At 58.8% G+C, this 26,095-nt stretch carries 18 protein-coding genes; 9 read left to right on the top strand and 9 right to left on the bottom strand.

Going from position 1 to position 26,095, the window contains the following annotated elements:
* The first annotated feature begins 19 nt into the window (after positions 1-19).
* The 6 genes from ASC80_RS12325 to ASC80_RS23115 are packed head-to-tail and all read left to right on the top strand — an operon-like array spanning position 20 to position 5,148.
* Entirely contained in the window at positions 20-874 is an 855-nt protein-coding gene (locus tag ASC80_RS12325; protein WP_056297329.1) for an ABC transporter permease, read from the top strand.
* A gap of 26 nt (positions 875-900) precedes the next feature.
* On the top strand, positions 901-1,665 hold the full coding sequence (locus ASC80_RS12320; RefSeq protein ID WP_162244599.1) for an ABC transporter permease: 765 nt from the start codon (positions 901-903) through the stop codon (positions 1,663-1,665).
* A gap of 2 nt (positions 1,666-1,667) precedes the next feature.
* On the top strand, positions 1,668-2,729 hold the full coding sequence (locus ASC80_RS12315) for an ABC transporter ATP-binding protein (protein WP_056297322.1): 1,062 nt from the start codon (positions 1,668-1,670) through the stop codon (positions 2,727-2,729).
* 32 nt (positions 2,730-2,761) lie between these two features.
* Positions 2,762-3,412, top strand: a complete 651-nt coding sequence (locus tag ASC80_RS12310; RefSeq protein WP_056297319.1) for a DUF1028 domain-containing protein — start codon at positions 2,762-2,764, stop codon at positions 3,410-3,412.
* A gap of 27 nt (positions 3,413-3,439) precedes the next feature.
* Positions 3,440-4,009 (top strand): DUF5943 domain-containing protein, encoded by a 570-nt coding sequence (locus ASC80_RS12305; RefSeq protein ID WP_056297316.1) that lies wholly within the window; start codon positions 3,440-3,442, stop codon positions 4,007-4,009.
* Positions 4,006-5,148, top strand: a complete 1,143-nt coding sequence (locus ASC80_RS23115; protein ID WP_082512545.1) for a flavin reductase — start codon at positions 4,006-4,008, stop codon at positions 5,146-5,148. Before ASC80_RS12305 ends, ASC80_RS23115 begins: the two co-directional genes overlap by 4 nt.
* Positions 5,149-6,087: 939 nt before the next feature.
* Here the strand turns inward: ASC80_RS23115 and treY are convergent.
* The 6 genes from treY to ASC80_RS12265 are packed head-to-tail and all read right to left on the bottom strand — an operon-like array spanning position 6,088 to position 20,096.
* Positions 6,088-8,853, bottom strand: a complete 2,766-nt coding sequence (gene treY, locus ASC80_RS12290) for a malto-oligosyltrehalose synthase (protein ID WP_056297310.1) — start codon at positions 8,851-8,853, stop codon at positions 6,088-6,090.
* Positions 8,853-10,616 carry a malto-oligosyltrehalose trehalohydrolase gene (treZ, locus tag ASC80_RS12285; RefSeq protein WP_056297306.1) on the bottom strand — a complete coding sequence of 588 codons (1,764 nt, stop codon included), beginning with the start codon at positions 10,614-10,616 and terminating at the stop codon, positions 8,853-8,855. Before treZ ends, treY begins: the two co-directional genes overlap by 1 nt.
* On the bottom strand, positions 10,613-12,688 hold the full coding sequence (gene glgX / locus ASC80_RS12280) for a glycogen debranching protein GlgX (RefSeq protein ID WP_056297303.1): 2,076 nt from the start codon (positions 12,686-12,688) through the stop codon (positions 10,613-10,615). Before glgX ends, treZ begins: the two co-directional genes overlap by 4 nt.
* Before the next feature lie 3 nt (positions 12,689-12,691).
* On the bottom strand, positions 12,692-14,833 hold the full coding sequence (gene glgB / locus ASC80_RS12275; RefSeq protein ID WP_056297302.1) for a 1,4-alpha-glucan branching protein GlgB: 2,142 nt from the start codon (positions 14,831-14,833) through the stop codon (positions 12,692-12,694).
* On the bottom strand, positions 14,830-18,120 hold the full coding sequence (gene treS, locus ASC80_RS12270; protein ID WP_056297299.1) for a maltose alpha-D-glucosyltransferase: 3,291 nt from the start codon (positions 18,118-18,120) through the stop codon (positions 14,830-14,832). Before treS ends, glgB begins: the two co-directional genes overlap by 4 nt.
* Before the next feature lie 8 nt (positions 18,121-18,128).
* Positions 18,129-20,096, bottom strand: coding sequence for an alpha-1,4-glucan--maltose-1-phosphate maltosyltransferase (locus ASC80_RS12265; protein ID WP_056297297.1), 1,968 nt, complete (start codon positions 20,094-20,096; stop codon positions 18,129-18,131).
* Between the two features lie 295 nt (positions 20,097-20,391).
* On the opposite strand from ASC80_RS12265, the gene malQ reads away from it, so the two are divergent.
* Positions 20,392-22,188 (top strand): 4-alpha-glucanotransferase, encoded by a 1,797-nt coding sequence (gene malQ / locus ASC80_RS12260; RefSeq protein WP_349509659.1) that lies wholly within the window; start codon positions 20,392-20,394, stop codon positions 22,186-22,188.
* A 113-nt stretch (positions 22,189-22,301) separates the two neighbouring features.
* On the opposite strand, the gene ASC80_RS24635 is transcribed toward malQ, so the two are convergent.
* The 3 genes from ASC80_RS24635 to ASC80_RS12250 all read right to left on the bottom strand — a co-directional run bounded on the left by ASC80_RS24635 (position 22,302) and on the right by ASC80_RS12250 (position 24,213).
* Positions 22,302-22,853: an NAD(P)/FAD-dependent oxidoreductase gene (locus ASC80_RS24635; protein ID WP_349509658.1), complete on the bottom strand. Its 552-nt coding sequence runs from the start codon at positions 22,851-22,853 to the stop codon at positions 22,302-22,304.
* A 16-nt stretch (positions 22,854-22,869) separates the two neighbouring features.
* Entirely contained in the window at positions 22,870-23,538 is a 669-nt protein-coding gene (locus ASC80_RS24630; protein WP_349509657.1) for an NAD(P)/FAD-dependent oxidoreductase, read from the bottom strand.
* 216 nt (positions 23,539-23,754) lie between these two features.
* Entirely contained in the window at positions 23,755-24,213 is a 459-nt protein-coding gene (locus ASC80_RS12250; RefSeq protein ID WP_056297290.1) for a low affinity iron permease family protein, read from the bottom strand.
* A 271-nt stretch (positions 24,214-24,484) separates the two neighbouring features.
* Here ASC80_RS12250 and ASC80_RS12245 point away from each other — a divergent pair, with 271 nt between their 5' ends.
* The gene (locus ASC80_RS12245) at positions 24,485-24,907 is read left to right on the top strand and encodes a PRC-barrel domain-containing protein (RefSeq protein ID WP_056297287.1); all 423 of its coding nucleotides are present in this window, start codon (positions 24,485-24,487) and stop codon (positions 24,905-24,907) included.
* 247 nt (positions 24,908-25,154) lie between these two features.
* Entirely contained in the window at positions 25,155-25,661 is a 507-nt protein-coding gene (locus tag ASC80_RS12240) for a YciE/YciF ferroxidase family protein (RefSeq protein WP_056297284.1), read from the top strand.
* Positions 25,662-26,095: the final 434 nt, after the last annotated feature.

Raw genomic sequence — 26,095 nt, 5'->3', positions numbered from 1 at the left:
TCATGCCGATAGAGGCGCAATGAGAAAAAGGTGGGCTGAGATAGCGGCGCTGCTTCTGCCGGGCGGCATCATCATCGCGGTTTTTGCCGCGATGATGGTATCGATGTTTCGATACAGCCTTGCTCCGGGCGGTACGAACGAGATCGGTCAGGGATTTACGCTCGAGCACTATATCCGATTTCTCAGCTCATCGTTCTATTGGGGCTATCTGTCGGATTCGCTGCGCATTTCGTTGTACTGCACTTTCATTACAGCCGTGGTGGGCTATGTAATCGCATACGCGATGTATCGGTCCGGTCCGACAGTACGGCTCGTGGCCGGAGCCATTCTGATCATTCAGTTCTTCACGGCATATGTGATCCGCACCTATGCCGTCATGCTGATCATCGGAAAGACCGGCCTCATCAATACGGTTCTGCTGTCGATCAAGGTGATCGATCAGCCGATCCGTATTCTCTTCACGGAAACGGGCATTGCGATCGGTCTCGTGATGGTGTCGGTGCCCTTTATGGTGTTTCCGATTTTGGCAAGCCTGCAGCGGATATCGCCAAACGTGGAAATGGCGGCGTCGTCACTCGGAGCAACGCCATTTCGGACATTTTGGACAGTTATATTCCCGCTTAGCCTGCCCGGCGTCGCCGCAGGCATTGTGATCGTCTATCTGTTCGAACTCACGTCGTACATTGTTCCGGGTCTACTCGGTGGCGGTTACTCCGACATGATCGCGAACTTTATCTACAACAAGGCCATGCGGTCCTTCGAATACAGTTTTGCGTCAGCGGCTGCGGTCATTACGCTGATCCTTTCAGCATTCATCGTCTATGCCCTGAATAGCGTTTTTGACCGTCTCACCCGATATGAGCGTGCGAGATGACGGTCTACACATCGCGCCACCTCGCCGTGCGTCTGCTGGGAGGAGGGCTGATATTTCTCCTGGTTATGCCGATTGTCATTCTGATCGGCGTTTCGCTCAATGCGGGGGTCGAACAGGCATTTCCTCCGCATGGACTGTCGCTGCGCTGGTATCAAAACCTGGCGAACCGTAACGGATTCCTTGACGCGGCGAAGCTGACGCTGGCGCTCGCAATCGGATCGGCGGCAGTTAGCGTGATGGCGAGCGTTGCTGCCTCGGTTGCCCTTAGCCGCTATTCATTCCCTGGGCGTCAGGCGGTCGTAACGCTTCTTCTTTCTCCACTTATTGTTCCGCAGGTAGTGGTCGGCATGGGATTCCTTGTCACGCTTGCGGCACTTGGGATATTCAGTTCGGTCATCTCGCTGTCGATCCTCCATTGCGTGATTACCCTTCCGTTCACCGTCCGTGTGGTGCTTGCTGCAATGGATGGCGTAGCGCCGTCGCTGGAGCAGGCGGCTCAGTCGTTGGGTGCGCGTCCGGTTCGGGCTTTCTTCGAGATAACGATACCGCAGATCGCTCCGAGTCTGGTGGCGGCCGGGATATTCGCATTCGTAACATCGTTCGAGAATTTCACTGCGTCCCAGTTCCTTGTCTGGGACAGGACGACGCTGCCGGTCGCAATCTACACCAGCATCCAGACAGAAAACGATCCGACCGCCGCGGCTCTTTCCTCGCTCATCGTTCTGATCGTCGTGGTTTTCATAACGGTATTCAACCGATTTGTTCTCAAGCATATGTTCGCAGGTAAGTAACGATGGCGGTGGTTGAACTCGAGAACATTCGTCTGAGCTACGGTGACCAGGAGGTTTTGAAGGGCGTTTCGCTGCGTCTTGCGTCGTCGGAGTTCGCAGCTGTTCTAGGTCCGAGCGGATGCGGAAAGACATCCTTGCTGCGCATCATAGGTGGCTTCAGCGATTATACCGGATCGCTCCGAATCGACGGCAAGGACGTCGCGGGTGAACCGTCGTACCGCAGAAACATCGGCATCGTATTTCAAGACTACGCCCTGTTTCCTCACAAGACGGTTGCTGAGAACATCGGCTATGGCCTTCGTATGCGATCTGTACCGAAGCCGGAGATCCTGGAACGGGTCAACGAACTTGTTGATCTCTTGAAACTTCAGGGGCTGGAAGGCCGCTATCCCGCGCATCTTTCGGGCGGACAGCGTCAGCGTGTTGCCATCGCCCGCGCCATTGCGATCCGACCCAAGATGCTTCTGCTGGATGAGCCGCTGAGTGCGCTGGACAAGAAGCTTCGCGAGGAGATGCAGGTCGAGCTGCGTCAGATCCAGAGAAAAGTCGGAATCACGACGCTTTTTGTCACCCACGATCAGGAAGAAGCACTGGCTCTCGCGGATACCATCATTGTTATGACCGATGGAAAGATCCGGCAGATCGGCACGCCCTCGGAGATATATCTGCGCCCCGCTGACGAGTTTGTCGCAAATTTTATCGGTCAGTCCAACCTCTTCGATGCGGAAGTTGTGGGCGTAAGCGGCGACCGGATATCGGCACGGCTCGATAGCGGCGAAGTTGTCGGGATTCGATCGGACAGGGCCATCCCCGCGGGGACGCGCATTGTCTTCTGCGTGCGCCCGGAGCGTTTCAGCCTTGATCGTTCATCTCTGCAGTCAGGCGATACGAACACGTTCGAGGGCGTGATCGAGCACGCAATATTTCTTGGCTCCAATTGGCAACTGGGAGTCAGAACCGCCCAAGGTAGAAAGATCAAAGTTCAGGCAAACGAGGGCAGGACAGAGGGGCAGAAGGCCAGTCTGTTCTGGCAGCCGGGCAGCGCTGTCGTTCTTCTGAAGTAGTTTCTGAAGTTTCTAACACAGGAGAGAATCGAATGACGTTTTCGCTTGCAGCACGCTGCTCAAAGACCGGGGCGTTCGGCGTTGCAATTACGACTGCCAGTCTGGCGGTCGGTGCGCGTTGCCCGTTCGTGCGCGGCGGTGTAGGTGCGGTTCTCACTCAGAATCGCACCGATCCGCGTCTTGGTCCGCAAGGCCTAGATCTGCTTGAAAAAGGCGCGAGCGCGCAAAGTACGATCGACGCATTGGTTGAAAATGGCCACGTCATCGGCTGGCGCCAGCTGGCTGCCGTCGACAAGCATGGCCGTACAGCACACTACTCGGGCAAGAGCATCGTTTCCAAGCATTGCGGCTTCGAAGGGCCGCAATGTGTTTCGATCGGTAATTTGCTCGTATCGGACAAGCTGCCGCAGCGGATGGTGGAGGGCTACATGGACAAGCCCGAGGCTCCGTTCGCAGACAGGCTTATCGATTCCCTACAGGCAGGGCTTGATGCCGGAGGGGAGATCAATCCCGTTCGATCTGCCACCGTACTGGTCGCCGACCAGTTTGATTTTCCTCATATCAATCTTCGTGTCGATGATCACGACGATCCCGTTAAGGAGATTCGACGCATTTGGCGGAAATACGAGCTCGAGGTCGATAACTTTATCGTTCGCGTGCTTGATCCAAACAACGCCGTGTAATTCGCCACTTTAGCACTGGAGACAGGAATGGCCTCATTCGAGCCCGCGGTCCCTATTCGCGTCGATCCGGAAACGGGAATATGGACGACGGATGGCTTGCCAATGATATACTTGCCGCGTCATTTCTATCTCAATCATATTGCCGCATTCACTAAGGCGTTGGGCGAAGGCCCAGCGCTTCGGGTGCTGTACGAAGCCGGCTATGAGTCTGCGTGGCAGTGGTGTGAGAAGGAAGCGGCACAGCACAATCTCCACGGTGCAGACGTTTTCCTCCACTACATGAAGCGCATCTCTCAACGTGGGTGGGGACAGTTCACCGTCCTTGAACTCAATCGCAGCACCGGCGAGACTCGAGTGCAGCTAGACCACTCGGTGTTTGTGGCGGGGCATTCAGGCCTGGAAAAGCAGAGCGTTTGCTCGGGATTTGCCGGCTGGTTCGCTGGTGCCCTGGAATGGGTAGGGCACAGCATGGGTTTCAACTGGAAGCTCAAGGCAACGGAAGATGAGTGTGCTGGCGACGGACAGCACGGGCATTGTATTTTTTGGATAAGGCCGAGCAACGAAATTGGTATCTACCATCGGGTTGCCATCAAATGAGCAGCCCATTGCGGCAGCGTTTTCTTGATGCGATGAGCCGGGTAGCCGCAACCGTTAACGTTGTGACCACCGATGGATCCTCCGGACTGTTTGGCGTAACTGTCTCGGCTATGGCATCGGTGTCGGCGGATGCTGAACATCCAATTCTGCTTGTATGCGTCAACAAGAGCAGTGTGAGTGCCGAACCTATCCGAAACAACGGCGTATTCTGCGTTAATATACTTCGCGATGATCAGTCCTACATTTCGGACCGTTTTGCGGGGCGTGACGGCGCCAGTGGAGCCGGAAAATTTAACAACATAAAATGGACGGCGGGTAAAACCGGCGCGCCCCGTGTGGACGATTGTCTGGTCGCCTTTGACTGTCGCGTTCTATCGATCGAGATCATGGAATCCCACTACGTCATTTTCGGGACTGTCGTGGATGTGTCTATGGATCGAGTTGGTGCTCCTCTTATCTATTCCAATCGGTCATATGGCACGCCGCTTTATCTAAGATCCTTGCCGGAGAGGGATGTTTCCTTGGAGACTCTCAAGCTAGGTGTTTTTCATACGCTGGGGCCATATGTTTTGCCGCGCGTATTGGAGCGCCTTGTTGGAGATGGTCGATCCATCGATTTGCGAATTATTGAAGGCGATCAACGTCTGATTAGCGAAAACTTCAAATCTGGTGGCATCGAAGCTGCACTGATTTATGATTGGGATTTGGGGGCAGACATCGAAAAAGTCCGGTTGAGTGCATTCAATCCTTATGCTCTTGTTTCGGAACGTCATGCCCTTGCATCCGCTGGTGCGGCTCGACTTGCGGAGCTTGCAGCAGAACCCTTGATTCTGTTGGACGCACCGCCCAGCGGTGAATTCTTTCTCTCGCTATTCCGCGAGCGCGGCCTCGAGCCAACCGTTCGATATCGAACAAGTTCGATGGAGATGGTCCGGGGGATGGTGGGTCATGGACTTGGCTATAGTATCTTGGTGACACAGCCGGCGACCGATCGCACTTACGATGGTCAACCAATCAAGGTGGTGCGCCTAACCGATGATATACCGCCGCGCCATCTAGTGCTTGCTTGGCGTCGAGATCGGCCGAAGAACAGGATTGTCGAAAATTTATTGGCTTCCTGCCGTGCGGTTTTTCGTTAGGTGTAAGATGAAGCACGTCTGTTCCGGTTGATACCCTACGTCTGCTTGTGGCGCACAGCGAACCTTCATCTCATCCGCCTCATGCTCCCGGAGGAAAAATAGCGCGGGCCATAGAAGCTTACTGCTACGACGTGATTGTTTCCATTCAGCCAACTTCAGCGCTTTTTGCGTCGGCGCCGAGTTGGTGGAAGCTGCGGCAACGTCCTATTTCGGAGAGCACGCAGTAATCTCGAAAGCAACAGAAGCCGCTTTTCAATCGCCCGGATGTCGTACAGCAACATTGCTTCACTCACAAAAAATAATCGTAAAAAATCAACCTAATGGCGTCGACGCGGTCTCGTCGGTCCGATTTCGGACTCTTGAACCTGGTTTCGGCCCCAAATTTGTGCCGAGAGGCAAGTCTCGCTTTAGTCTGCGTGATGGATATGAGCATTGGTGTCGCGGGCACGGAAGTGCTCGTTCTGCGACGTGCTAGTTCCTCCGGAGAATCTGCCAGCGTTCGGGCAAAAATCTTACTCGTGCGCCGGGTCGTCCCTTGCCTTCCGTCGCGCCTCGATTGGGACGATGACTGTTTCGCTGGAATGGCAATTCCGGCAAACAAAGGTGAGGCGCTCAAAGCCGGTCTGGCCGGGTTGGATGTGCGACAGAACCATCTGTAAGCCGCACGTGGGGCAGCTCAGCAGACTAAGCAAGTTCTTCGCGCCGGTCAGAGATGCTCCCTGGTCTGTCATTGTCAACCGTAGTGGTACTGCCGCGCGTCAATTCAAAGCTGTGCAAAAGGTTCCTGTTTTCACTCGGTTGATACTTGCATCTGCAAGCGACCTGAATCTAGCTTTTTGCGGCGGGGGTAGGGAACCGAACTTTGAGTCGGCACGATATCCGCCAGGCCGTCCGGCTTTGATCCCGGACGGCCTTTCGTTTCAGCAGGCGGACTTGGTTTTACCGCTGGCTTCCTGATTTTCTGGCCGGCAGAACGGCCGCCGGCACGTGCGGAAAGATTGTTGCCAGCGAAAGCGCGCTGCTCATTTTTTCGCCGGACGGCATTTGAATCTCAAAGCCCGACGCATCCAACGCGCCGTCGAAGACATTCAATGGCCAATGCTGTCCCCGGTCCGTCAAACGAGCAAACCGCCTGCCGACAGCAACGATCGCCGCTTCGCCCCTGTATTCTCGTGCATACGCTAGTACGTGCTCACGGGCTGGGCCTTGAACTTCGATGGGGCGATAGCTTCCAAAGCGGAAAACTCCGTCGAGGTTGCGTCGCGTATCGAGCAGCTTGGCGGTCCATGCCAGTTTGAGCCTGCCGTTAGCCCAGTTGTCGGTCAAATCTTGCCAGTCGGGTGCGCTGAGCGCCTCGAGCGCCTCACGCCTTTCGGCAAAGTCGAGGGCACGGCGGTTGTCGGGATCGACCAACGAGAAATCCCAGAACTCGGTTCCCTGATAGAAATCAGGAACGCCGGGCATTGTTGCCTTCAGCGTGATCTGGCTCAGCGCGTTCAGCGCGCCTAGCAGGGAGAGCTGGCGCACGAGGACGCTGATCGATTGGAGAAAGTCGGAATTGGACGGATCGAGGATGCGATCGATAAAATCCGTCAGGCCTTTTTCGTAAGGTTCATTGGGGTTGAGCCAGCTCGTCTCGCGCTTGGCTTCGCGAGCGGCCTTGATAGCGTAGGCCTTCATGCGATCGCCGAACGTCGGATCGGGGGCGAGCGGCCATGCGCCCACCAGGCTCTGGTAGAGCAGATATTCGAACGCCGGCGACGGGCTGCGCATGTCGTTGCGGGTCTCGATGTGTTTCGCGTTGATCGCCTTCCACCGTCCGACACAGGCGGTCCATTCGCCGGCCAGTTCGGAAAGCGCCAGCAGCCGTGCGCGGGCGTCCTCGCCGCGCTTGGTATCGTGGGTCGCGGTAGCCGTCAGCCCGTGCGGCGACGAAACGACACGCTGGCGCATCAGCGCGTGGAAAGCGTCGGGTTGCAGGGCGTCGGCCGCCGGATCGCCGCCGACCTCGTTCAGCGCGAGCACTCTGGGATAGCGATAGAACGCGGTGTCCTCCAGCGACTTCGCCATCAGCGGTCCGGTGAACTGCTGCACCTTGAGTGCGAAACGCCGGATCCGCGGCTTGCCGGTGGCGGAGCCCTTCGCGTTGGCCAAATCCATGGTCAGTACGCTGCGCAGGAAATCGAAAATGCCTTCATCGGCGCCGAACCATTCGGCGCGGGCGCGGTCAATCGTCGCTGCAATCAGATCGCGGTCGGTCGGTGATGGTCCGGCCGCCGCGATGTAGGTGCGGTAAACCGGAAAGTGCAGGACGTAGAGCTCAAACACCTGCCGCAGGCTGTCGGCGGAAAAATCGCGCGTGGAATAATGTCCGTTCGCGATCCGCGCGAGCAGCCGCGTCAAGACCGTGAACTCGCTTGCGAGCAGCGTGTCGAGCACGCGGCGTTTTGATGCCAGCAGAACCGGCGTGAAGTCCGGCGCGATGTTGCTGGCCTGACGAAACGTCTCGTCGAGGGCGTCGAGCCCGCTGCCGTCGAGCAGCACGCGGCTGATGACGTTAAGCCACTCATAGCCGGTGGTGCCGTGGACGCCGGGCAGTTTCGGCAATTTCTCGCCTTCGCCGAGGATTTTCTCGATCAGCAGATAGAACGGCTCGCGCGACGGCCCGCGTGCGTCGCGAATGAGCCGCTGCAGGCGCCGGCAGTACTGCGCGGGATCGCGGAGACCGTCAATGTGATCGAGGCGGAGGCCTTGAATCTTGTTGTCGGCGATCAGCTGACGGACCAGCCGGTGGATACGTTCGAACGTCGGAGCATCCTCGACGCGAAGCCCGGCGAGGCTGTTGACGTCGAAGAACCGGCGATAGTTGATCTCGCTGGTCGCCAGCCGCCAGTGCGCCAGCCTGTAGTGCTGGCGTTCAAGCAGATGGTGCAGCGTCGACGTCTGCGCCGGCCGGTCCGCGCCGGCGCGATAGGCCTCAAGACCGCGCGAGATGATGTCCGGCGCGCCGGGCAGTTGCGCCAGCGCCGCCTTGAAGGCCGGCGCTTCCGTGCGGTTGGGATGCCTGAGCCCCTTGTACCGCGAAGCCAGATCGAGAATCTGTTTTCCGGACGGAGTGTCCTGCGCGCCGGCCTCGCCGACGATGACGCGTAGCATCTCGCTATAGCGTTCCGGCGCGATCGGCAGCCGATGCTCGAAATACCAAGCGGCGAAGCTGCCTTGCGCGGCGTCGTAGCGAATTTCGATGTTGCCGCGCTCCAGCGCGTCGCCGTAGGAAGCGCCGAGGATCGGCAGCAGGATTCCGCCGCGGGTGCGGAAGGGCAGCAAGTCCCAGTCGATATCAAACGAGGCAGAGCAGGGTGAAGACGGGCCCCATTCGAGCACATCGAGCCACCACGGATTGTCGGCGAAATGCACGCCCATGTGGTTCGGCACGAAATCGAGAATGAGACCGAGATCCTCCCGTTTCAGCGCCGCGCTGAGTTGTTCGAACCCCTCGTCGCCGCCGAGTTCGGGATTGAGGACATTGTGATCGACGATGTCGTAGCCGTGGGTGCTGCCGTGCCGGGCCTTGAGAAACGGCGAGGCGTAGACATGAGTGATGCCGAGCTTCTTGAGATAAGGCGCGATCGCCGCCGCCTGTGCGAAATTGAAATCGGCCGTCAGCTGCAGGCGATAGGTCGCCAATGGAATGGCCGGGGGCATTACGGCCCTCCCAACGTCCACACCACCGACCACGGCGGCATCGTGCCGTTCGGCGTCTGGCCCCAGACCGGTTGATCGGACGGCGCGGATGCGGGCGCGGGCAGCGCGCGCGCTGACAAATTCGCGGCGAGCTTGAGTGAGCGGCCGTCGCTGATGATCCAGCGCGCAGCCAGACCGCCGTCGCCGGTCGCATGCGCTTCGCCGAAACGGATCGCGGCAAGGCACGGCACGATCCGCTCCCTGCGGATTGTGAGCAGATCGCGCACCAGCTTCAGGCGTTTGCGCCCGGGCGCGGACTCGGCCTCGTTCCAGTCGAGATGGGCCAACTGGAACGTCGAGTCATTCAGCGGATCGGGAATCTCGTTGCCGTATTTTTCGTAAGCCGACTGGAATTCGCGGCGGCGGCCCTGACGGACCGCATTCGCGAGATCGCCCTTGAAGTCGCAGAAGAACGGGAACGGTGTTTGCGATCCCCATTCCTCGCCCATGAACAGCATCGGCGGCATCGGCGCGAGCAATGTGATCGCGAGCGCTGCCTCGATCGCGGCCGGCTTCGCTATCGCCTCAAGCCGGTCGCCCAGCGCGCGGTTGCCGATCTGGTCGTGATTTTGCAGGAAGCTGACGAACGCCGTGGGGGGCAGATTGCCGCTCGCCTCGCCGCGCAGCTTGCCACCGCGATGGGCGGAGGCCTCGCCCTGATAGGCGAAGCCTGATCCCAGTGCGCGGGCAATATCGCGTTGCGGCTCGGGATAGTCGCGATAATAGTCGCCGGTCTCGCCGGTCAGGAGGACGTGCCAGGCGTGATGATAGTCGTCGTTCCACTGCGCGCGATAGCGGCCGTGCGGCGGGTCGGTTTCCGGATCGAGCAGGCCGGCGCGATTGTCATCGTTCTCGACGACCAGATGAATCGTGCGCCCGGTCGCTTCGGCCAGCAGGCCGGCCTGACGGCTGAGTTCATTCAGCAAGGGCGGCTCGCCGACCTCGACGATGGCCTGCACGGCGTCGAGGCGCAGGCCGTCGAAGCGGTAGTCTCGCAGCCAGTACAGCGCGTTGTCGATGGCGAACTGGCGCACCTGCGGTACGCGATAGTCGATCGCGTTGCCCCACGGCGTGTGCGACGGAGAAAAGAATGCCGGCGCGTAGCGGCCGAGATAGTTTCCTTCCGGCCCGAAGTGATTGTAGACGACATCCAAGAAAACCATCATGCCGCGCAGATGGGCCTCGTCGATCAGGGCCTTCAACTCGTCGGGACGGCCATAGGAACTGTCGGGCGCATACCACAGCACGCCGTCATACCCCCAGTTGCGACGCCCCGGAAAATCCGCCAACGGCATCAGCTCCAGCGCGGTGATGCCGGTCGCGGCGAGATGGTCGAGCCGGTCGATCATCGCCCGATAGGTGCCGGTTGCGGTGAACGTTCCGACATGGGCTTCGAGGAAGATAGCTTCTTCCCACGGCCGTCCGCGCCAGTCGTTCGCGCGCCAGCGGTAGGCGTGGTGATCGAGCACTTCGCTGGGCCCGGAAATGTCTTCCGGCTGAAACTGTGAGGCCGGATCCGGCACTTGCAGATCGCCGTCGATCCGGAATCGATAGCGCGAACCGGCGCCCGCGCCGGGAACATGGATCGAAAACCATCCATCGCCGGTGGCGCGCATCGCGTGCGGCATGTCGAGCATCACGTCGACGCGCGCGGCACCGGGCGCCCACAGCCGAAAGGTGACGCCGTTCTTTTCCGGCGTCGCGCCAAACCGGTCATCGCTCATGCCACCCCCGCAAATGCAAGAACCGACTGCGGCGGAGCTTCCGCCGGCTTGCCGGATTCAACGATCATCTTTGTCGGGACATCTTTCGTCGTGTCGAGTTCGCAGGTCCAGTGTCTGCACTCCGGGAATGTCGGAAGCGTGAACGCGATGGTTTCGGGAGAGGCGTTGAGAACGATCAGCAGCGGCGCCTCGCCGTGCGCAAGCGGCCCCAGCGCAAAAGACAGGAATCGTCCTTCGTGAAAATTCCAGTCCTCTTCCGTCATCTCTTCGGCTTCCGGCGTCAGCCATAGCACGCCGTATGAGCCGTCGGCGCGTTTGCCGTCGACCCAGCGGCGCGATTTGATCTGGGGAAAGCGGTTGCGCAGTGAGACCAGCCCGCCAATGAAGTCTGTCATGTCGTCCGGCTGCTTACCCAGATTGTCCCAGCCGATCCACCCGATCTCGTTATCCTGGCAGTAGGCGTTGTTGTTGCCGTTCTGCGTGTTGCCGACTTCATCGCCGGCAAGGATCAGCGGGATGCCTTGGGCCAGAAGTAAGCAGGCAAGCTGGTTCTTGCGAAGCAGCCTCCGCAGTGTGTTGATGCCTTCGTCGTCGGTGGGGCCTTCTTCGCCGCAATTGTTGCTGTGGTTTTCGGACGAGCCGTCGCGATTGTCCTCGCCGTTCGCCTCGTTGTGTTTTTCGTTGTAGCTGAACAGGTCCATCAGCGTGAAGCCGTCATGGACCGTGATGTGGTTGATGCTGGCGCGCGGCGTCCTGCCGTCGTGATTGAAGAGGTCGGACGATCCCGTCATGCGCGCGCCGACGTCGCCGATCAGGTTGCCTTCGCCCGACCAGTAGCGGCGCAGCGTGCTTCGATAGCGGTCGTTCCACTCCGACCATTGCGACGGAAATCCGCCGACCTGATAACCGCCGAGCCCGACATCCCACGGTTCTGCGACCATCTTTGTCGACGCCAGAACCGGATCCTGCCGCACCGCCGTGAAGAAGGAGCTGCCGCGGTCGAAGCCGTTGGGCCCGCGCGCGAGCGTGCTGGCGAGATCGAACCGGAAGCCGTCGACGTGACAGACCTCGACCCAGTAGCGCAGCGAGTCCATCACCATCTGGAGAACGCGCGGATGTGTGAGGTTCAGCGAATTTCCGCAACCGGTGAAGTCGTCGTAATAGCGCGGCTCGTCGGGCATCAGCCAGTAGTAGGATTTGTTGTCGATGCCGCGGAACGACAGCGTCGGCCCCAGATGATTGCCTTCGGCAGTGTGATTGAACACGACATCGAGCAGAACCTCGATCCCGGCGTCATGAAGGCGTGCGACAGTCATGCGAAACGAATCGAGCGCGCCTTCCGGAGCGTAGCGGTTTTCGGGAGCGAAGAACGCGATCGAATTGTAACCCCAGTAGTTCGACAGCTTGCGCTCGACGAGATGACGGTCGTCGATGAAGCCGTGGATCGGCAACAACTCTAACGTCGTTACGCCGAGTTTCTGGAGGTGATCGATCATCGCCGGCGAAGACAGCCCCCGGAACGTTCCACGCAAGGCCGGTGAAACGTCCTGCCGTGTCTGGGTCAGTCCTTTGACATGAGCCTCATAGATAATCGTGTCTTCCCAGGCCACGTTGGGGCGCGTCTCGCGGCGTCCCCAATTGAAAGTCTCGTCGACCACCACAGCCTTGATCATGCCGCGTGCGTTGTCGCGTCGGTCGAACGACAGGTCTTCCCGCACGCTTCCCGTCCGATAGCCGAAATGCGCGTCGCTCCAGACCAGGCGACCGGCCAGACGCTTGGCATAGGGATCGAGCAGCAGCTTGTGCGAATTGAAGCGATGACCCTGCTCCGGATCGTAGGGGCCATGGACGCGATAGCCGTAGATCTGGCCGGGGGAGACGTCGTTGAGATAGCCGTGCCAGACATCCTCCGTTCGCTCCGGCAATTGGACACGTTCGACCTCGCGGCGCCCCTGACTGTCGAACAGGCACAACTCGACCTTTTCCGCATTCGCGGAAAACAGCGCAAAGTTGGTTCCCCGACCGTCCCAGACCGAGCCGAGGCGATGGTTTGTCCCAGCTGAAAGTCGCATGCGTTATTCCGGAACCAGAAATATGACTGCAAGAGGAGGAATCGTCAGGTTCAAATGCGGTATCAATCCTTCCAGTGTCTCTACTGCCCCGGCGTTTCCGACATTGCTTCCGCCGTAATGCGCGGAGTCCGAATTGAACACCTCACGCCATTTGCCGGGAAACGGCACCTTGACGCGGTACTCATGATAGATGTTCGGGGCGAAGTTGGCGAGCACAAGGCAACGGTCGCGCGGCGCGTTTCCCTTGCGGATCCAGATGTAGACGTTCGCACCTGCATCATTGGCGACGATCCATTCGAACCCGGCGGGGTCACAGTCGAGTTCGTGCAACGCGGGCAGCGTCCGGTACATCGCGTTGAGATCACGGACAAGGTTCTGAATGCCGAGATGTTTCGGTTGTTCGAGCAGATGCCAGTCGAGGGAGTGGTCGTGGCTCCATTCGCGCTCCTGGCCGAATTCGCAGCCCATGAACATCAGCTTCTTGCCGGGATGGCTGAACATGAATGAATAATACGCGCGTAAATTCGCAAACCGTTGCCATTCGTCGCCCGGCATCCGGCCGAGGATTGACCGCTTGCCGTGAACGACTTCGTCGTGGGAAAGCGGCAGGATAAAGTTTTCGGAAAATGCGTAGTGAAGGCCGAACAGGATCTGGTCGTGGTGATATTTGCGATGGATCGGGTCCTTGCTGATGTAGTTCAGCGTATCGTGCATCCAGCCCATGTTCCATTTGTAGCCGAAACCAAGCCCGCCAAACTCGATCGGGCGCGAGACCTGGGGCCAGGAGGTGGACTCTTCCGCGGCCGTGGTCGCATTCGGAAACTTGCCGAATACCTCGCTGTTGAAGCGTCGGATAAACCCAATGGCCTCGAGGTTCTCGCGGCCGCCATACTTGTTCGGAATCCATTCGCCCGGCGGGCGGCTGTAGTCCAGATAGAGCATCGAGGCAACGGCATCGACGCGCAAGCCGTCAACACCGTAGCGTTCGAGCCAGAACAGCGCGTTCGAGACTAGAAAGTTGGCGACCTCGGTGCGTCCGAAATTGTAGATCAGCGTGCCCCAGTCGAGATGCCGGCCCTGAAGCGGATTGGCATGCTCGTAAAAGGCGGTGCCGTCGAACGATGCGAGCCCATGGGGATCGTCGGGAAAATGCCCCGGCACCCAGTCGAGCAGCACCGCGAGACCTTCGCGATGGCAGGCATCGACCAGCGAGGCGAAATCCTCCGGCGTCCCGAACCGGCTGGTGGGCGCGTACAACCCTGTCGGCTGATAGCCCCATGAGCCGTCGAACGGGTGTTCGCTGACCGGCAGGAATTCGACATGGGTGAAGCCGAGGTCCTTCGCGTAAGCCGGCAACGTCTCCGCCAGTTCGCGATAGGTCAGCCATTGATTGTCGCCCTTGCGCCGCCACGATCCCAGATGGACTTCGTAGATCGACATCGGCGCGGACACGGCGTTGACCGGTTCGGACAGCGCGACCGGCCGGGGAATCCTGGTTTCATCGAGCACGATCGACGCCGTCTTCGGCCGGACTTCGGCGGCGAACGCCAGCGGGTCCGACTTGAGCGGCAGGCTTTCACCGTGGGGGCCGGTCACGTCGAACTTGTAATGGTCTCCCGGGCCGACGTGGGGAATGAAGATTTCCCAATAGCCGTTCGGTCGCACGCGCATCGCGTGACGCCGCGCGTCCCAGCCGTTGAAATCACCGACCACGCTGACGCGGCGCGCATTCGGTGCAAGAACGACGAACGCGCAGCCCGGCACACCCTCGATCGTCATCGGATGCGCGCCAAGCTTGTCGTAGAGGCGCTGATGGGTGCCTTCGCCGAGCAGATAGAGATCGAAGTCGCTCAGGATCGGAGGGAAAGCATAAGGATCATAGAGTTCGACCACGTTGTCTCCAAAGCTGGCGCGCAGGCGATAGGCGGTTGCCAGGCGGGGAAGGGGACCGACGAACAGGCCAGCCTCATGAATCTGCTCGAGTTCGGCGGATTGCCCGTTTTCGCCTATCGCTTCGACCCGCGTTGCCTGCGGCATGAAAGCGCGCACGATGGCACGATCGCCCTCGAAGTGCGGGCCGAGATAATGGAACGGGTCCGAATGACGGGCCTCGATGATGGCATAGGCTTCCGCGGACAATGTCATTCGACTTCCTCATCGTGAGACGAGAGAACGCGCAACGCGCCGCTCAAGGGGACCCGCAGCCAGTCGGGCCGGTGCGCGAGTTCGTATTCGATCTCGTAGAAGACTTTCTCGAGCAGGAAGAAATGAAGAATCCGCTCGCGCGCCTTGGGATCCTCGGGCCAAAAGCGGGAGCCGGCCATCGCCTCGTCGTACGACGCGAGCAGGGCGGTCACCGCGCTGTTGCCCCAGGTTTCGAGGTAGGGCGTCAGTTGGCCGGTCTCGTCCGGCGAAACCTCCCGGGCACGTTCGGCCGCGGCACTGGTCGAATAATCGATCGAGCGGAGCAGGCCGGCGATGTCGCGCGCCGCCGGCGCCTTCTGCCGGCGCTCGGCGAGACTGCGGCGCGGTTCGCCTTCGAAGTCGATGATGAAAATGTCATCTTTGGCGATCAGCAACTGGCCGAGATGCAGGTCGCCGTGATGGCGGATGTTGTAGCCGGAGATATCGTTCAACAGCAGCGACTCCAAGAGCGGCCTGATCGCATCGCGATGTTGCAGCAGCTTCGCTATCAGCGCCTGATCGGCCTCCCGCGCAGTCCGGCTGTGCTGCTGCAGCCTGTTGAACACTCGATCGGCGCGATCGACGATGTTCGCGATCCAGACCCGGATATCGTCGGCGGTAGTTTTTTCGGGACGAAAATCGTCGATGTCGTCGCTGGACGCCAGCGCAAGCTGCATCTCTGCGACACGTTTTCCGGTCTGGATCATGTAGCGAAGATAAGCGTCGAGTTCCTCGCTTTCCGCTGTGGCCTCGTTGCCGCTGAGAAGACGGCGGTTCTCCACATAGCGATCGAGATAGTTGCCTGAAACGGTCCAGGCGTCGCCCTGGTTGGAAACGAAGCGGTGAACGATCGCGACCGCGCTGCGTCCCTCATCCTCGACCAGCTCGATGCTGCCGAGAAATGCCGGTGTATGGGCGAAGCCCGCGGTCTCGGTCAGAAACCGTCCCATCTCGACCTCCGGGTTGATGCCGGGTTCGAGCTTGCGGTACAGCTTCACGACGTAGCTCTCGTCGACCAGTGCGGTGCTGTTTGATTGTTCGGTCTCAACCGCCTTCACGATCTCGACCGGATTTTCCGGCATCTCACTGAGCGCGCGGCTGCAGCGGAACTCGAGAGTCTTGCCCTGCTCCTCAATGGTTCGCGAGCGACGGATGTTGTCGAGCATCAGGGCGATCAGCGCCTTGTCGGAGGTAACGTCGAACAAGGTGCCTTCGCGCGCGCTTTGCCGCACAGCCGCCAGCGCCTTCGGGTTGTATCGTTCGCGATCGAACCGCACCCAGTCGATCCTGACCGGCATGGCATAGCGGACGATCCTGTCATCCTGCTGAGCCTCCAGCAAAGCGAGCCAGGCCCGCGACGATCCTTCTTCCGAAAACGGGACGGCCGCCGCGACCTTGACCGATATTGCTTTCGGCGTGTGCTGCGGAAACCATCGGCTCCGCGCCAGATGGGCGGGTAGCACATCGCGTTCGAAGATCGCTCGGGTGCGCGCCAGGCTCATCCATGTCGCCCCTTGCGGGACCACCAGCGTTTCAAATTCCGGAACCAGGGGAACTTGATCCGCGGGATGAACGGCTTTCTCGTGAAGCCGGAACCAGTAGAAGCCGTATGGCGCCAGCGTGATCAGATAAGGGAGTTCGCCGATCGCGGGGAAGCTGGTCCGCCCCAGCATCTCCTGCGGGACGTGATCCTTCCATTGCGCCAGATCCAGCTCGGTCGCCTGCGCGGACCGCGACAGGTTGGCGACGCAAAGCACGGTCTCGTCGTTGTATTGGCGCACATACGCCAGCACCGATCGGTTCGACGGGCGAATGAATGTGATGCTGCCGCGGCCGAAAGCGAGGCTGGTCTTGCGCACCGAGATCAGCCGCTTGGTCCAGCTCAGAAGCGATGCAAGGCTGCGCGACTGCGCCTCGACGTTCACCGACTCATATCCGTAGACAGCATCCATGATCGGCGGCGCATACAGCCGTGCCGGATCGGCACGGGAGAAGCCGCCGTTGCGGTCCGGCGTCCATTGCATCGGGGTGCGGACGCCGTTCCTGTCGCCGAGATAGATATTGTCGCCCATGCCGATCTCATCGCCGTAGTAGATGATCGGCGTACCCGGGAACGACAGCAGCAGTGAATTCATCAGTTCGATTTTTCGCCGGTCATTGTCCATCAGCGGCGCCAGGCGACGCCGGATTCCGACATTGATGCGCGCGCGCAGATCGTTGGCGTAGGTCGACCATAAATAGTCGCGCTCGACGTCGGTCACCATTTCGAGTGTCAACTCGTCGTGGTTGCGCAGGAACAGCGCCCACTGGCAGTTCGCCGGAATGTCGGGCGTCTGCCGCAGGATGTCGGTAACCGGGAAACGATCTTCCTGCGCGATCGCCATGTAGAACCGGGGCATCAGGGGGAAGTGATAGGCCATGTGGCATTCGTCGCCCTGGCCGAAATATTCCTGCACGTCCTCGGGCCACTGGTTCGCTTCCGCCAGCAACACTTTGCCGCTGGCATAGGCATCCAGCTCGGCGCGCAGATGCCTGATGATCTTGTGCGTCTCGGGAAGGTTCTCGTTGTTAGTGCCTTCGCGCTCGCAAAGATAGGGAATCGCGTCGAGACGGAATCCGTCGACGCCGGCATCGATCCATCGCTTCATTACCTGGACCACGGCGCTGACCACGCGCGGGTTGTCGAAGTTCAAATCCGGTTGGTGGGCGAAGAAGCGGTGCCAGTAGAACGCGCCGGCTTCCGGATCCCATGTCCAGTTCGATTTCTCCGTATCGGTGAAGATGATCCGCGTGCCCTGATATTTCTGATCGTTGTCGCTCCAGACATACCAGTTGCGCGCGCTGGATCCCGCTGGGCTGCGCCGTGCGCGCATGAACCATTTGTGCTGGTCGGAGGTGTGGTTGATGACGAGCTCGGTGATGACACGCAGGCCGCGGCGCTTGGCTTCTGCGATGAAGCGGCGGAATTCCTTCATCGTGCCGAAATCGGGATTGATCGCACCGTAGTCGCCGATGTCGTAGCCGTCGTCACGGCCCGGCGACGGATAGAACGGCAGCAGCCACAGCACCGTGACGCCGAGTTCCTGCAAATAATCGAGCTTTTCCGTCAGGCCGGCAAAATCACCGATGCCATCATTGTTGCTGTCGGAAAATGCCTTGACGTGCAGCTGATAGATGACGGCGTCTTTGTACCAGAGCCCATCACTCTCGGTGGAAGCCGTTTCCTTGATCGGTGCCATCACATTCATCGATGCACCTATGCCAGACAACGAAACAGCAGGGCGGGATCGCGCGCCGGGTCAATCCGCAGATGGACGCCTCCCCACTCGACTGCGACCCGCTCTCCGGTAAGAAGATTTTCAAGCGCCTCGACCCGTTTCCGCTCCGGCCCGACATCGGCGCCATCGAGCGGCAGCCAGAATTCATGCGGCTCGCGCGAAAGCGCAATGGCGACTGCGACGGTGTTGGTGCGGTCCGGGGACGTCTTGGTGAAGCCGATAACATTGGGATCGCTGATCGGGACGAACTGCAACTGACTTGTCTGCAGAAGTGCGGGATTGGCCCGCCGCGCAATGTTGACTAGCCGGATATAGGGCTTGATGTGCCCGGGCTTATCCCAGTCGCGGACCCTGATCTCGTATTTCTCGGAGTTCAGATATTCTTCCTTGCCGGGGATCGGATCGTGCTCCAGTAGTTCGAATCCGTTATAGATCCCGTATGTGCCCGAGAGCGTCGCCGCCAGAGCGAAGCGGGATTTGAACATCCAGCTCTCGCCGCTCTGCAGATGAAACGGCAGGATGTCTGGCGTATTGACGAAGAAGTTCGGCCGGAAATATTCGCGTTCGGGATAGCCGGTGATTTCGCTGAGATATTCCTCGATCTCCGCCTTGTGCGTCCGCCAGGTGAAATAGGTGTAGGACTGGGTGAAGCCCAGCTTGGCGAGTCCCTTCATCAGCTTCGGTCGGGTGAAGGCTTCGGCGAGGAAAATGACGTCAGGGTGGCGCGACTGGATGTCCCGGATCAGCCATTCCCAGAACGGGAACGGTTTGGTGTGCGGATTGTCGACCCGAAAGATTCGCACGCCCTGGTCCACCCAGAACGCGATGACGTCGCGCAACGCGTTCCACAGCCCACGTGCGTCCTCGGAGCCGAAATCCGGATTGTGGATGTCTTCATATTTCTTCGGCGGGTTTTCGGCGTACCGCATGCTGCCGTCCGGACGCCGCTTGAACCAGTTGGGATGCTGGGTCAGCCACGGATGATCCGGCGAACATTGAACGGCGATATCAAGCGCGATTTCGAGGCCGACGGCCTCGCAAGCCACCATCAGTTCGCGGAAATCGTCGAAGGTTCCGAGTTCGGGATGGATGCTGTCATGTCCGCCCTCGCGGGAGCCGATCGCATAGGGACTTCCCGGATCGCCAAGCGCGGCGGTCAGTGCATTGTTGCGACCCTTTCGATTTGTCTGCCCAATCGGATGGATCGGCGTGAAATAAAGAACGTCGAAGCCCATCGCCGCTATGTCGGGTAAACGCGCGATACAATCCCGGAACGTGCCGTGCTGTCCTGGAACGGTGCCCTGGCTGCGCGGGACCATTTCATACCATGCGCCCGCCCGGGCCCTAGCTCGATCGATGGTCAGTGGAAAGGATGCCGATCGCGTTGCATCCGGATGCGCCTGACTGCGCGCCATCGCTTTTTCCATCTCGTCGGTGAGCAGCGGAGCAATATCCCCGGTTTGCAGGAATGCCTCGCACGCTGCCGTCAGGATCGAAGCGACATCGCGCTCCATCGGCTGCGCGCGGGTGACGATCGCTGCGCCTTCAAGCGCGTCGAGCGAAATGTCCTGTCCGGCCGATTGTTTCAGCTCTGTTCCGTGGCGCCATGACGCGAACTCGTCCGTCCAGGCTTCGATGGCGTAGACATACTGTCCCGGGGAGGCCGGTTGAAACGATCCCGTCCAGCGGTCGTTGCTGTAATGGATCATGGCGGCGCGCGCCCATTGTTTGTCGCTTTCCTTGCGCCACAGCAAATCCGCCCGGACAATATCGTGCCCGTCACGGAAAATATCGGCCCACACCTCGATAGCTTCGCCGGCGATCCGCTTCACCGGGAAGCGACCGCCGTCGACCAGAGGAAAAATATTTTCAATATGGAAAGTGCCGCCGACGGCGCCCCACCCATCTTGTTGCGACGAAGCTTTCAAGAACGGCAAAACCGACATTCATCTCCCCAAGGCTGGGATGGACCGCGATGGCACTCCGATTAGGATTGCTGTCCCTTAGCCAACCGCCGGTTAGAGGGATGGTTCCAGAAGGAACAAACACGGGATGCCGGAATTGCTGGTTGAACTTGAGTTATGTGCCGATTGCGATTGGACCCCGATGGATTTGTTTGAACAGGCGAAATCGCGTGGTGTAGAGACGAGCCTTGTCGATGGACATGGACAGCAACACACTGCGGACGAAGAGCTGCTTCGAGCTGTTTTTCAAGCTCTGCCACAACCTCCGGCAACGGCATTGCGGCTCCCGCCGATCATCGCGGATGCTGGGCATGGCGTCTCGCTCTCCCGGAATGATCTTGCCGGAAAAGAATGGACCATCATCGACGCGCACGGAATCGCGATCGGATCAGGTGTGTTTCAGCAGGATCACATCAAGCTTCCTCCCGCGCCGGCAGGCGTGTTCCGGTTGGAGATCGGCGATGGGGAGGCGAGCAATACCACGCTGATTTCGGCGCCGGCACAGGCGTTCGCGGGCGATTTCGACCGGGTGTGGCTGCTTGCCGTGCAGCTCTATTCTGTCAGGTCCGAACGAAACTGGGGTATTGGCGATTTCAGCGATCTCGCGACGCTGATCGAATGGGCGAAGCATACCGGCGCCGCCGGCATCGGGCTCAATCCCCTGCATGTGCTGTGCGACGACCGTCCGGACGATTGCAGCCCGTACTCGCCGAACAGCCGGCTGTTTCTCAATCCGCTTTATATTGACGTGACGAAAGCGCCGGGTTTTTTCGAGGGTTTCTACGCGGACAACGAAGGCGCGATCGCCGCGGCGCGGAAATCAGAACTGATCGATTATGCCGCGGTGGCCGGACTCAAGATGACGGCCTTGCGCGCGGCCTATCAGGCCTTCAGCTTACGCGGCCCGGCCGAAGAGAAGGCGCGCTTCGACGATTTCCGAGAGCGGCGACCGCTGATTGCGCGGTTTGCGAGTTTTGAAGTTTTGCGCCGAAAATATCAGGGGCCATGGTGGGAATGGCCTGATGGCTGGAATCATCCGGACGATGTGGCGCTGGCAGCGCTGCGACAGGGCGAGGATGCTGCCGAAATCGAATATTACGAATTCATGCAATGGTGCGCCCACGAGCAACTTACCCGCTGCGCTGCGCTTGCCGACAGCCTGAAACTGCCGATCGGGCTTTATCTGGATATCGCGGTCGGCGTCAAAGCGGACGGTTTCGATGCATGGAATGAGCCGCACGCGATTTCGCGCCATCTGTCGGTCGGAGCGCCGCCCGATCTGCTTAACACCGCCGGCCAGAACTGGGGGCTGGCGGGGTTCAACTCGGCGGGTCTCGAACTCACCATGTTCGCGCCATTCCGCGACATGCTGCGCGCGTCGATGCAATATGCCGGCGCGATCCGGCTCGATCATGTGCTCGGCCTCAACCGGCTTTATCTCGTTCCGGCCGGGTATCCGGCGGACCGCGGCGTCTATGTGCGGATGCCGCTGGAGGAATTGCTTGCGGTGACGGCGATCGAGAGCGAAGCGAACCGCTGTATTGTCATCGGCGAAGATCTTGGCACCGTGCCGGCCGGCTTTCGCGAAAAGCTCGCGAAGCGGGCGATCTGGTCATATCGCGTCATGATGTTCGAGCGAGACGAGGCGGGGTTTCATCCGCTCGACAGCTATCCGCGGAATTCGCTGGTGACGTTCAACACGCACGATCTGCCGACCTATCTGGGGTGGATGAATGCGCATGACATCGAGCTGAAATTGGGCCTCGGACTCGATCCCGGCGAAACGACCGAGGTGAGGGCGTTGGCTGTCGGGATGCTGCGTCACACCCTCGGCGAGATGGCGATGAGCGACCAGACGATTTATCCGGTGCTGGATTGCCTGTCGTGTGCCGGTTCCCGTCTGCTGGCGGTGTCGATCGAGGATCTTCTGAGTGTTCTCGATCAGCCGAATATTCCCGGCACCATCAATCAACATCCCAACTGGCGGCGGCGCCTTCCTTACAACATCGAGGAACTGCAATCTTCCGTCGACAATAAGCGACTGCGCGATGTCCTGAAGGACCGTGTAGAGTAACACTTTATGATGCCGATGGTCCGCAGTTGGCACTTCGAAGACTGTTCCACCGTTCGAAAGGAAACATTGTACTCCAAATGGCCATTGGCAGCGCATCTTATGCACCGTTCAGCTTAAAGGCCTGAGCGATCAAGTGCGACATCGTCGAACCACTCGCGCCGGCGACCGTTGGTGATGTCTGCTAGAATGTGGGAAGCCATATAGCTGAATGTGATGCCGTTCCCGCCATATCCATAGGCTGCATGGGTTCTTCGCCGGCCCGGAACCGTCCCGATCAAGGGTAAGCCGTCAACGGATCTGCCGAATGCTCCGGCCCAGGCGTAGTGTGCTGATGGATTAGTCCGGGGCCATAATGCATTCAGTTTAGCGAGTAGGTGGGCAGCTTTTTCAGGAATCAGGCCGTCTCGTTTTTCCGGTGCGGTGTTTGTGGTGTCGTCTTCACCGCCAATAATGATGCGGCCGTCCCATGTGGTGCGAAGATAGGAATACTGTTCCGAGGCTTCCCAGATTAAAACACCATCGCGCCAAAGCCGATCCGGTTGCGGGCCGGTTGCTATTGCCCAAGTCGACGCTACCTCGTGCAGGTCGGAAGGGACAAAATCAGGCATGACATAGCCGGTCGCGAGCACAAGATGTTTGCCTGCGACGATTTTGCCGTTCTCCATTTCAGCGATCGCTTCCTTACCGGTTTCGTAGTGAAACGGTGCCCTCGAAGATGCGGGCTCCGCGCTCCACGGCTCTATCGAGAAAGCCCCGGTTTAGCATCACGGGATCAGCCTCGGATGAGCCTGGCGAGAGAATGGCGGCTTCTCGGGCGATGCCGAATTCAGACATTAAGGTGCGATGATCAAGATAGACTCCCGGCAACCCTGCTCGTTCGCGGATACGATGTTCAGCCAACAGATCGGAGGCGGATATTTCGTTCGCGGCAAGATACAAGCTCGATCGTGGACGGAATTGACACGAGATGCCGAGGCCACGGATCTGTGCCTGTAGTCCATTTGCTGCCGCAAGACTGCGATGAAAGATGGAAGCGGCGCGCTCAAAGCCGTAAAGGTCAGTGAGATCGGTCAGGGACTTGTCGAGCTCCCATTGCAACATCGCCGTGCTTGCGGCGGTGCTTCCCATTGAAGGTTTTTGTCTGTCCACCACACAGACGTTGAGATTCATTCGTGTTAGTCGCTCGGCGACAATCGCACCGGTGATGCCTGCCCCTACAATAACGATGTCACACGAAAGATCGCGATCAAGACGCATCCAGGCAGGCTGAGTTGCTTGGAAATTCCATGGCGCGGAGCCCCCGCGAAGATCGTCATGCTCGGTTGTTTCGAAATCCAGCTTGTTCGGCAAATATCACCAGAGGGGAAGAGTGAGATAAGTTCATGTGCTTTAGCTTAATAGTTCGCGATCAAGCGCGGATAGAAACGGCTTACTTCCAAATTAATCGCGTGCCGACGTGACGGAACTTCCAACCTCATCTTCGCTCATGTTGATCCAGCTGCGATCTGGGGCGCCTTTGTTCGTTAGATCATCTGCCTTTGCGCCAAGGTATTGGTCTCCAATGGACTAGATAGCTTGCTCACCAGCTAGCTCAGCTTTTTTTGTCGCCCTTTTAACCGAGCGGGCACCCGCTTCTTCAGCCTTAGCGCGCATCTCACACCGGGTTCGAATGTCGGCCAGCTCTTCATCGGTAAGGTGTTCGATACCTACGAATGAATTTTGCACCGAACTGACACGTATCAGCTCATCCAACTTAACCTGGATCGCGGCGCTGTCGCGATTCTGAGAGTTTTGAATCAAGAACACCATCAAGAAGGTGACGATGGTGGTGCCTGTATTGATCACGAGCCGCCACGTATCAGAATAGTGGAAAATTGGCCCTGAGATTGCCCAGACGATCACCACCGCCGCAGCCATCATGAAGGTGGATGCCCGTCCGGCTTCTTGAGAAGTCCAGTTCGCCACCTCACCAAACAGGGTTGCGAGCCGACCCTTGTCTTGAGTTGTGCTGTGATGCCTTTTCATATGACTTCCCAAATGGACTACTCGGATAAGCCGGAGACAAGCTCAGTAAGATATCTTTGTTCCATTCGGCGCGACCTGCCTGGTAAAAATCGAAACGACCGGGACTTAGCAACTGAAGTGTTCTCGCTCGTCTTACACTTGAGCGACTATCCAGAATCTCATCAGCATTGAATGGTAAAGTGTACATCATTGACGTTCGCGAGAATATTCAAGGCGCGGAACAATAGACCAATCATCTGGTTGTCAGGTTTCATTCCAACCGGAGATCCTCATGCGCCTTTTCACTGTAATGACCGTGGCTGCCTCTCTTGCCGCTCCAATGGCTATGGCCCAAGTTCCTGCAAACACGCCGTCCGCTGCGGCGGCCCCAATCAAGGCCGCTGGCAAATGGCGCGCCTCGAAGGTTATTGGTGTCAACGTCTACAATGAGAATAACGACAAGATTGGAGATATCAGTGAGCTGATCGTCGATTCTGCTGGTCGCGTCGAAGGTGCAGTTGTCAGCGTCGGAGGATTTCTCGGCATGGGAGAACACCTAGTTATCGTGCCGATGGACAAGTTGAAGTTCTCGAATGAGGCCGGAAAGACTACGACTGGAACAACATCCACCAGCACCCGGGAATGGTATCCGGACCGCGCTGTCCTGAATGCAACGAAGGATCAGCTGAAGTCCATGCCAGAGTTCAAGTACTAAAAAAGGGCCCCGAAAGGGGCCTTTTTCTTGAAGCCGTTGTATTCCGGCTCCTAATTTATTTGCATCACGATGGCGTCTCTTACCCGCCGCTGTAACCAATGGCCGTGACATAGCGTTCCAATATGGATCAGCGCGCGGGCGTCTTCTTCGCCTGACGGAATCACGTCCGAGATTTATTTGGTTGGTGGAACGTCAAGCGTCATTCGCAGTTCAATCGTCATCTTCCCCTTAAACTCGGAGACGTGTCATGGGTTTGTTTACTAAGGACATCAAGACAATGGACGACCTGTTCGTGCATCAGCTGCAGGACATCTATTACGCTGAGAAGCAACTCGTGAAGGCGTTGCCAACAATGGCCGACAGGGCGACCAATCCCGAACTCAAACAAGGATTTCTCGACCATCTCGACCAGACAAAAACTCATGTCTCGCGCCTTGAGCAGGTGTTCAAGCTTCACGGTGCAACTGTTAAGGCTGTTGATTGCCCGGCTATAGATGGAATCATCAATGAAGCAAATGAGACCGCGGGTGAGGTTGAGGATAAGGCCGTTCTGGATGCTGCCCTCATTAACGCTGCTCAGGCCGCTGAGCATTATGAAATAACGCGATATGGTTCGTTAGTCGCCTGGGCCAAACAGCTCGGCCGTAACGATTGTGCCAGTATTCTTCAAGAGACTCTGGACGAAGAAAAGGCCACAGATCAAAAATTGACTGCGCTTGCGGAAAAGAAGATCAACGCACGCGCAGTAGCCTGAGACCTAACTCTGTAGCTGAAACGAAAGGTTCCGGGACGCGACGGACGCTTTTAAATTTCGAGGCTTAGCGCAATCGGCGAATAGTGGTCAGCCCGGCCGGTCACAGAGCGGGTTGGCATCCCTGCCGGCCGGGCCTTAGCCGCCCGCTGCGTCCCAGACGGCTCGAGCTAATCGCCTCAGTGCCCATCGAGTTGCATCACCAAAAGGATTATCGCTTCAACTAGGGATCAGCTTTTGTCCGAATCGCACCAGGTCCTCAAAAAGCTCGGCAGCTGTACGGCCTGTTTCCTTCCGGCATTTCCGGCAGACCAAGGGGCGAGGCGAAGCACGCAACGGGAATCGGACTTCCGGCACGCCACAGTGTTGGCATGTGTATTTTTCGAGAAGTCGATTGCCCTCAGCGTCCCGCTCTTCGTTACTGATCATTTCGTCAG

It is taken from the genome of Afipia sp. Root123D2, assembly GCF_001425835.1.
Taxonomy (GTDB): Bacteria; Pseudomonadota; Alphaproteobacteria; order Rhizobiales; family Xanthobacteraceae; genus Afipia.
Note: the sequence above shows the minus strand (reverse complement) of the source record. Positions and strands in the feature narration are given on the sequence as shown.

Coding starts and splice junctions, on each gene's coding strand:
- ASC80_RS12240 (WP_056297284.1), top strand. CDS start 25,155: ATGGGTTTGTTTACTAAGGACATCAAGACAATGGACGACCTGTTCGTG.
- ASC80_RS24635 (WP_349509658.1), bottom strand. CDS start 22,853: ATGGAGAACGGCAAAATCGTCGCAGGCAAACATCTTGTGCTCGCGACC.
- ASC80_RS12310 (WP_056297319.1), top strand. CDS start 2,762: ATGACGTTTTCGCTTGCAGCACGCTGCTCAAAGACCGGGGCGTTCGGC.
- ASC80_RS12245 (WP_056297287.1), top strand. CDS start 24,485: ATGCGCCTTTTCACTGTAATGACCGTGGCTGCCTCTCTTGCCGCTCCA.
- ASC80_RS12265 (WP_056297297.1), bottom strand. CDS start 20,096: ATGTCGGTTTTGCCGTTCTTGAAAGCTTCGTCGCAACAAGATGGGTGG.
- treS (WP_056297299.1), bottom strand. CDS start 18,120: ATGAATGTGATGGCACCGATCAAGGAAACGGCTTCCACCGAGAGTGAT.
- ASC80_RS12325 (WP_056297329.1), top strand. CDS start 20: ATGAGAAAAAGGTGGGCTGAGATAGCGGCGCTGCTTCTGCCGGGCGGC.
- ASC80_RS12250 (WP_056297290.1), bottom strand. CDS start 24,213: ATGAAAAGGCATCACAGCACAACTCAAGACAAGGGTCGGCTCGCAACC.
- glgB (WP_056297302.1), bottom strand. CDS start 14,833: ATGACATTGTCCGCGGAAGCCTATGCCATCATCGAGGCCCGTCATTCG.
- glgX (WP_056297303.1), bottom strand. CDS start 12,688: ATGCGACTTTCAGCTGGGACAAACCATCGCCTCGGCTCGGTCTGGGAC.
- ASC80_RS23115 (WP_082512545.1), top strand. CDS start 4,006: ATGAGCAGCCCATTGCGGCAGCGTTTTCTTGATGCGATGAGCCGGGTA.
- ASC80_RS12305 (WP_056297316.1), top strand. CDS start 3,440: ATGGCCTCATTCGAGCCCGCGGTCCCTATTCGCGTCGATCCGGAAACG.
- treY (WP_056297310.1), bottom strand. CDS start 8,853: ATGCCCCCGGCCATTCCATTGGCGACCTATCGCCTGCAGCTGACGGCC.
- treZ (WP_056297306.1), bottom strand. CDS start 10,616: ATGAGCGATGACCGGTTTGGCGCGACGCCGGAAAAGAACGGCGTCACC.
- ASC80_RS12315 (WP_056297322.1), top strand. CDS start 1,668: ATGGCGGTGGTTGAACTCGAGAACATTCGTCTGAGCTACGGTGACCAG.